At 60.3% G+C, this 6,533-nt stretch carries 4 protein-coding genes; all 4 read left to right on the top strand.

The features are described from left to right. Positions 1–177: 177 nt before the first annotated feature. From HMPREF2890_RS06255 to ccsA, 4 genes are read left to right on the top strand one after another with little or no spacing between them, the layout of a single operon-like run. The gene (locus HMPREF2890_RS06255; protein ID WP_070466654.1) at positions 178–1,497 is read left to right on the top strand and encodes a hypothetical protein; all 1,320 of its coding nucleotides are present in this window, start codon (positions 178–180) and stop codon (positions 1,495–1,497) included. A gap of 33 nt (positions 1,498–1,530) precedes the next feature. Beyond that, positions 1,531–2,715, top strand: a complete 1,185-nt coding sequence (locus HMPREF2890_RS06250; RefSeq protein WP_070466652.1) for an imelysin family protein — start codon at positions 1,531–1,533, stop codon at positions 2,713–2,715. Between the two features lie 9 nt (positions 2,716–2,724). Beyond that, the gene (locus HMPREF2890_RS06245) at positions 2,725–4,101 is read left to right on the top strand and encodes a di-heme oxidoreductase family protein (RefSeq protein ID WP_246825339.1); all 1,377 of its coding nucleotides are present in this window, start codon (positions 2,725–2,727) and stop codon (positions 4,099–4,101) included. A 19-nt stretch (positions 4,102–4,120) separates the two neighbouring features. Continuing rightward, positions 4,121–6,229, top strand: coding sequence for a cytochrome c biogenesis protein CcsA (gene ccsA, locus HMPREF2890_RS06240; RefSeq protein WP_070466648.1), 2,109 nt, complete (start codon positions 4,121–4,123; stop codon positions 6,227–6,229). Positions 6,230–6,533: the final 304 nt, after the last annotated feature.

The following is a 6,533-nucleotide window of genomic DNA, read 5'->3' as shown; positions in this document are numbered from 1 at the left end:
GCAGATGGGGTATTATGAAAAGGCCTCCTACCCTGACCTGAGTAATTTGTGCCGGAGAGGTACTCAGTAGTGGGTATTTTCCATCGGTCCGTGAAAATTGAGGGGCTCTATTTCGTACTTTTGCCCCAATAAGGGGATAGTTTCACTCCTTTTATGTTATCAGTTCGAAAAGTAGATATGAGAGTAATCACCAAAGTCATCATCACCGGCATCGTCCTCGCACTCCTCGGAGGCACTAATGCGGTGGCACAGGAGCGAGTCGAGCAGGAGCGGGTCTTCCCAAGGACGGGCATCCACGGGAAAGATCTGCTGGATCGCCTCACCTTGTCGGGGTATGGCACTGTCAATTACCAGAATTACCTCACCAAGGAGCGCGACCCGTACCTCAAGGACCGCCTCGACCAGGAGCGCTTCGCTCTTTATCTCAAGCTCCGCTTTACGGATCGGATCCGGATGAGCAGCGAGATCGAGTTTGAGCACGGAGGCACCGGTGCCACGATGGAGTTTGATGCTCTGGAGGAGGCCGGTGAGTACGAGATGGAGATCGAGCAGGGCGGTGAGGTAAAGCTGGAGCACCTCTACCTCGACTTCCTCACCCACGAGATGGCCAATCTCCGTGTCGGCCGCTTCAAGCTCCATATGGGGCTCGCGAGCAGCCTTGACCGACCCAATAAGTACTTCACCGTACTTCGTCCCGAGGGCGAGGATGCGATGATCCCCCTCGGCTGGTACGAGACGGGCGTGATGCTCTTCGGAGGCTTTTTCCACAATAGACTCACCTACGAGCTGGCTGTCAGCTCCGGTCTCGACTCCAGTGGTTTCTCGAGCCGCAACTGGGTCAAGAGGGGGTATCAGACCCGCTTCGAGATGCCGGTGGCTGAGGCGCTCGCCTACTCGCTCCGCATGGACTACCACTTCGGCCGCTTAGGCGAGTCCTTTGTCGGCTTCTCCGCCTATGCGGGAAATACGAACCCCAATCGCCCCCGATACGATATGGAGAATGTGAAGGGCTGGCTCAAGGTCGCCGGTGCTCACCTGGCAGTCAACGAGGGCAACTGGCGCTTTCACAGCTCCCTGCTCTGGGGCGATCTGCAAAATTCGGACAACATCTCCTTCAAGAACGCCCACCTCTCCAAGCACCTCAATGCCAAGCGCACCGCCGTCGGCAAGCAGGCACTCTCCGTCTCGGCAGAGCTGGGGTACAATGTCCTCCCGCTGATTAATAGGGAGACGAAGCAGAGGCTCTACCCCTTCGTCCGGTACGACTACTACGACACGATGTTCCGCACCTCGGGCGATGTGATCAAGCTCGATATGTGGAGCCGCAGCGTCATCACCGCGGGGCTCAATTGGATGATCACCCCCGGTCTCGTCGCCAAGGCTCAGTACACCGACCGCACCTATGGGGACAATTACATCGACCCGGTCTCCAAGCAGGACATGGGGCACAAGACCAAGGAGCGGGAGCTGCTGGTCGGACTCGGTTTCTCTTTCTAATTGAATATCAACAAATTATTACATACCTACATTATGCGTTTTACTAACATCTTTAAGGCAGGGCTCTGCCTGTCCCTGATGAGCAGTTCTCTGCTGCTCTCCTCATGTGATGGTGACAAGCCTAAGAACCCCGAGAAGCAGTTTGACACCTCTCTCGTGATCGCCAATACCATCGACATCGTCACGGTCCGCTCCTTTGCTGACCTCACCGCTCAGGTTACCGCACTCGACAAGGCTTGCATGGAGCTGAAGAAGAATCCCACGCAGGCCAATCTCGACAAGGCGCGGGAGCTGTGGAAGGTGGCCCGCAAGACCTGGGAGCAGACAGAGGCCTTCGGCTTCGGTCCCGTCGGCGAGCTGGACCAGGACAATCAGGCCTCTGAGGGGGAGGATAATTACCCCCTCGACATCGATCCCAATATGGATACCTGGCCGGTCGATGTCAGCCTGATGAACCAGACCATCGCCTCCAATGAGCGGATCACTAAGGAGACCATCGAGAAGCACAATGAGACCCGCGGTTTCCACCTCCTGGAGTACATCCTCTGGGGTCCGCAGAGTAGTCCCTTCACCATCGAGACGCTCCAGGGCAATTCCCGTCTCCTGGAGTACCTCGTCGCCGGATCCAACGATATGAAGAGCGTCTGCGACAAGCTGACCACCAAGTGGCCCGCCTTTGCCAAGATGATCAAGGCGGCCGGTAAGGGCAGCAAGGCTTATCCCACCACCAAGGCAGCCATCGAGGAGATGGTGACCGGCATGCAGGACATCGTCGACGAGGTGGGGAAGGAGAAGATCGAGTTCCCCCTCAATGGCGGTGGTCCCACCGGCAGCGTAGAGGGCGGCGATACCAACAAGGACGGCAAGCCCCACTTCGAGAAGGAGGAGTCTCCCTTCTCCAATAACTCGCTACAGGACTTCCAGGACAATCTCCAGAGTGTCTACAACCTCTACACCTGCAGCTACAAGGGTCAGTCCGGTGCCTCCATCTCCGACCTGATCGTCAATGTCTTCAAGAAGCCTGAGCTGGACAAGAAGTTTAAGGCTCAGATCATCAAGGCTCAGACGGCGCTCAAGAACCTCCCCGGCACCTTCACCGAGTGCATCGAGCACCATCGTCCTGAGGTGAAGAGTGCTCAGGCAGAGGTGATCAAGCTCTCCGAGATCCTCGAGAAGGAGATCGCACCGCTCGTCAGCGACTCTCAGGGCGAGATCTAAGCGATGACCATGGGTACAAAAGAGTGGATCGCCATCGCCTGCGGAGCGCTGACCCTCACCCTTGCGGGGTGTCGTCAGGAGCCGGCGGTGGAGCCCGATCCCTACGACATCGTCGCCCACCTGCGTCCGGGCGGTGCTGGCACGACCAATATGTCCTCCAGCAAGGCTTACGGCCAGCCGGTCGATGGGATGACGGAGGAGCAGACCCAGAAGTTTGATCATGGCGACTATATCTTCGAGCACCAGTTTGTGCCGAGCGGAGACGTCATGTCCGGTCTCGGACCGCTGTACAATAATCACACCTGCGATCAGTGCCACCCCAACGAAGGTCGCGCTCCCTTCCCCCGCAATCTCAATCAGCCGAGCGGCTTCTTCCTCCGCATCAGTAGCGGCAACGATCCCGTTTACGGGCACATCGGTGTCCCCGGCTTCGGCGCCCAGCTCCAGCAGCTCGCCATCGACGGTGTGAAGCCCGAGGCGAAGTTTCACGTCGAGTGGTCGCAGAAGGTGGAGGTCTACGACGACGGGACCAAGGTGGTTCTCCACCGCCCCACCTTCTCCATCTCAGACACCCGCATCCCGCTGCCTGCCTACTACATGCTCTCGCCCCGTATCGGTATGCCGACATACGGTCTGGGACTGCTGGAGGCGATCCCCGAGGAGGAGATCCTCTCACATGCCGACCCCTACGACAAGGACAATGACGGCATCTCCGGCAAGCCCAATTATGTCTGGGATAATGAGTATAAGAAGGTGCGCATCGGTCGCTTCGGATGGAAGGCCAATACCTCCTCCGTCATGGAGCAGACCTGTCAGGCCTTTGTCAACGACATGGGCCTCACCAACCGCCTCTACCCCGTGGAGGAGGACTGGGATCGGCAGGGCGACGGCGATCCGACCACCTACGAGGTGCCGGACGACGTGCTGGATGCGGTGGTCTTCTACGGCAGGACGCTCGCCGTCCCTGCGCCGAGGGGGCTCGATCGCCCTGTGGTGAAGAAGGGGTACAAGCTCTTCGACGAGATCGGCTGCGCCAAGTGCCACGTCCCCACGATGCACACCGGTCAGACTGATGTGGCGGCACTCTCCGGTCAGACCATCTACTGCTACACCGATATGCTGCTGCACGACATGGGCGAGGACTTGGCGGATCAGCGTCCCGACCACCTGGCCGACGGTCATGAGTGGAAGACCCGCCCGTTGTGGGGCATCGGTCTCACTTATCCGGTCAATAGGTACGAGTTTTACCTCCACGACGGTCGCGCCCGCAGTCTGGAGCAGGCGATCCTCTGGCATGGCGGAGAGGCTGACCATGTCAAGCGGAAGTTTAAGGCGCTCTCCAAGGACGACAGAGACGCCGTCCTCGCTTTCCTAAGAGCACTCTGAGTTGAGCAGAGACTTACAAATGAAATGGAGGAGAAGAGCCGGTGGGGTCACATTTGCCCTGCTCGCTCTTCTCCTTCTTATCCTCGCCGGCGGCACCGTGATGGAGAGGGTGCAGGGGCACGAGGTGGCGATCCGTCAGGTCTACGGGGCGCCCTGGATGATCGCCCTTTGGTTGCTCGCCGGGCTTGGGCTGCTCTGCTCTCTCGTGAGAGGGGGAAGGAGACTCCCCGCGGCTACGCTGGTCCTCCACGGCTCGCTCCTCCTGATCCTGGTCGGAGGACTCTGCACCGCCCTCCTCAGTCGGCAGGGGAAGATGATGATCGAGCGGGGAAAGCCGGTGGAGCGCTACCACCTCTCGGGAGGGACAGCGACCGACTCACTCCCCTTCGCCCTCACCCTGAGGGACTACGGCACCACCTACTCCGATGAGGGGGGAGCCTTTCCCTCCGACTACTACGCCGTCGTCGAGGTGGAGGGGGCTACCTACAGACTCTCGATGAATAAGATCCTGCGCCACCGGGGCTACCGCTTCTTCCTCCATGCGCTCTCCGACGAGAGTGACGAGGTCTCCCTCCTCGTCACCTACGATCCCCTCGGGATGTATCTCGTCTACGCCGGCTTCGTCCTCCTGATCCTCGCCTTCCTGATGCTGATGCTGCAGAGAGGGGGGCGCTTCCGGCGGCTGCTGAGGCGCACCCTGCTGCCCCTCGTCCTCCTCTGCCCTCTCGCCGCCTCGGAAGCGCATGCAGAGGAGCCGGCGGTATACTACCGGGGGCGAGTCGTGCCACTCTCCACCCTGTCGCGCGATATTGCCCTCAAGACCACAGGATCTGCTCGAGGGCATAGAGAGCTGCTCCGCCGCTGGGTGACCGACTTCGACAGCTGCAAGAGAGAGCCACTGATCCGGATCAAGGGGCGCGAGTTGAGAGAGCAGACCCACCTCCCCGGACGGGTGGCGCTGACCGACCTCTTCTCCCCGGAGCGTGGCTATCTCCTCCAGCCTTACCTCAAGGCGTACGACGAGGGGGACGACTCTCCCGCCACCCGTCAGGCTGTCGCTGTGAGCGAGGCGGTGGAGCTTGCGTTCAGCATCCGCATGGGAGAGACCCTCTACCTCTTCCCCACCCGCACCTCGGCGGGTAAGGTGAAGTGGTATGCCGCCGGATCCCCAATAGCACCGGGCGAAGTGGCAGAGCGGGACAGCCTCTTCATCCGCACCTTCATGCCCACACTCATCAGCAAGCGGGACAGTCCGGCTGAGTACCGGCAGCTGATCGATGCGCTGATTGCTTATCAGGATCAAGTCCCGGAGGTGAGGGCAAGTCGTCCCCGACTCCACGCCGAGGTCCTGTACCACAGTGTCCCCTATCCGCTGATCCTCTTCATCACCTACTTCGTCCTTGCACTGCTTGCACTCACGCTTCCGCGGATCTTCTCGGGCAAAATGGTGCGGTGGGGACTCCTTGCGGGGCTCCTCTTCCTCACTCTCTTCATCGGCTGCCGTGCCTACATCACCGGCAGAGTCCCGCTGGCGACCGGCTACGAGACCTCTCTGGCGATCGCTTGGTCGATCACGCTCCTTGGGCTGTTCCTTGTACGGCGTGTCGCTCCTCTCGGTGCACTCTGCATGGGCGGGGCAGGGTTCTTCCTCCTCGTGGCGCACCTCGGTATGTCCTCCCCTGCGATGACACCGATCATGCCGGTGCTCCACTCGCCCCTGCTGAGCCTCCACGTGAGCGTGCTGATGATCAGCTATGCGCTCCTCTCCACCACGGCGGCGATCGGGCTCTACAGCCTTCTCGGGCGACAGTCGCGGGAGCAGATGCTGCGACAGAGAGACCTCAGCCTGCTGCTCCTCTACCCCGCGCTCCTGCTCCTCATCATCGGCATCGTGATCGGCGCCTACTGGGCCAATGTCAGCTGGGGGAGCTACTGGTCCTGGGATCCCAAGGAGGTGTGGGCGCTGATCACGCTCGTTGCCTACTCGACACTCCTCCACGAGGGGCTGCTGCCGTGGCTGCGGGACCCGCGGCACTATCACCTCTGTATGGTCCTCCTCTTTGCGGTACTGCTGATGACCTACTTCGGCGTCAATACCCTGCTCGGCGGGCTCCACTCGTACGGGTAGGCGAGGGTTCCGGTAAGACCCACATGCCCCCGCAGTGCATCCAGGGGTGACGCATTTGAGTTTATAGAAGACACTCTACTCATTGAGAAACGTGGTGAACGAAGCACCCCGCCAGGGGTGCCCGCTTTTTAGCCCGGATGTCAAGGGGCGCAGCCCCGAAGACTCCGGGTTACCAACGGATCCCCTAACCCGCACGACCCCGCTAGGGTGTCGCACTTACCAGTTAGGCAATCAGTACGACACCCTAGCGGGGTCGTATACCTTATATGCGTCATCGGTTCCCGGGGTCTTCGGCACTTCGTGC

Origin of the sequence: Porphyromonas sp. HMSC065F10 (genome assembly GCF_001808555.1) — a bacterium.
In the GTDB taxonomy this organism is placed as follows: Bacteria; Bacteroidota; Bacteroidia; order Bacteroidales; family Porphyromonadaceae; genus Porphyromonas_A.
Note: the sequence above shows the minus strand (reverse complement) of the source record. Positions and strands in the feature narration are given on the sequence as shown.

Excerpts from the sequence above, each read along its gene's own strand:
- HMPREF2890_RS06250 (WP_070466652.1), top strand. The coding sequence starts at position 1,531 with ATGCGTTTTACTAACATCTTTAAGGCAGGGCTCTGCCTGTCCCTGATG.
- HMPREF2890_RS06245 (WP_246825339.1), top strand. The coding sequence starts at position 2,725 with ATGGGTACAAAAGAGTGGATCGCCATCGCCTGCGGAGCGCTGACCCTC.
- HMPREF2890_RS06255 (WP_070466654.1), top strand. The coding sequence starts at position 178 with ATGAGAGTAATCACCAAAGTCATCATCACCGGCATCGTCCTCGCACTC.
- ccsA (WP_070466648.1), top strand. The coding sequence starts at position 4,121 with ATGAAATGGAGGAGAAGAGCCGGTGGGGTCACATTTGCCCTGCTCGCT.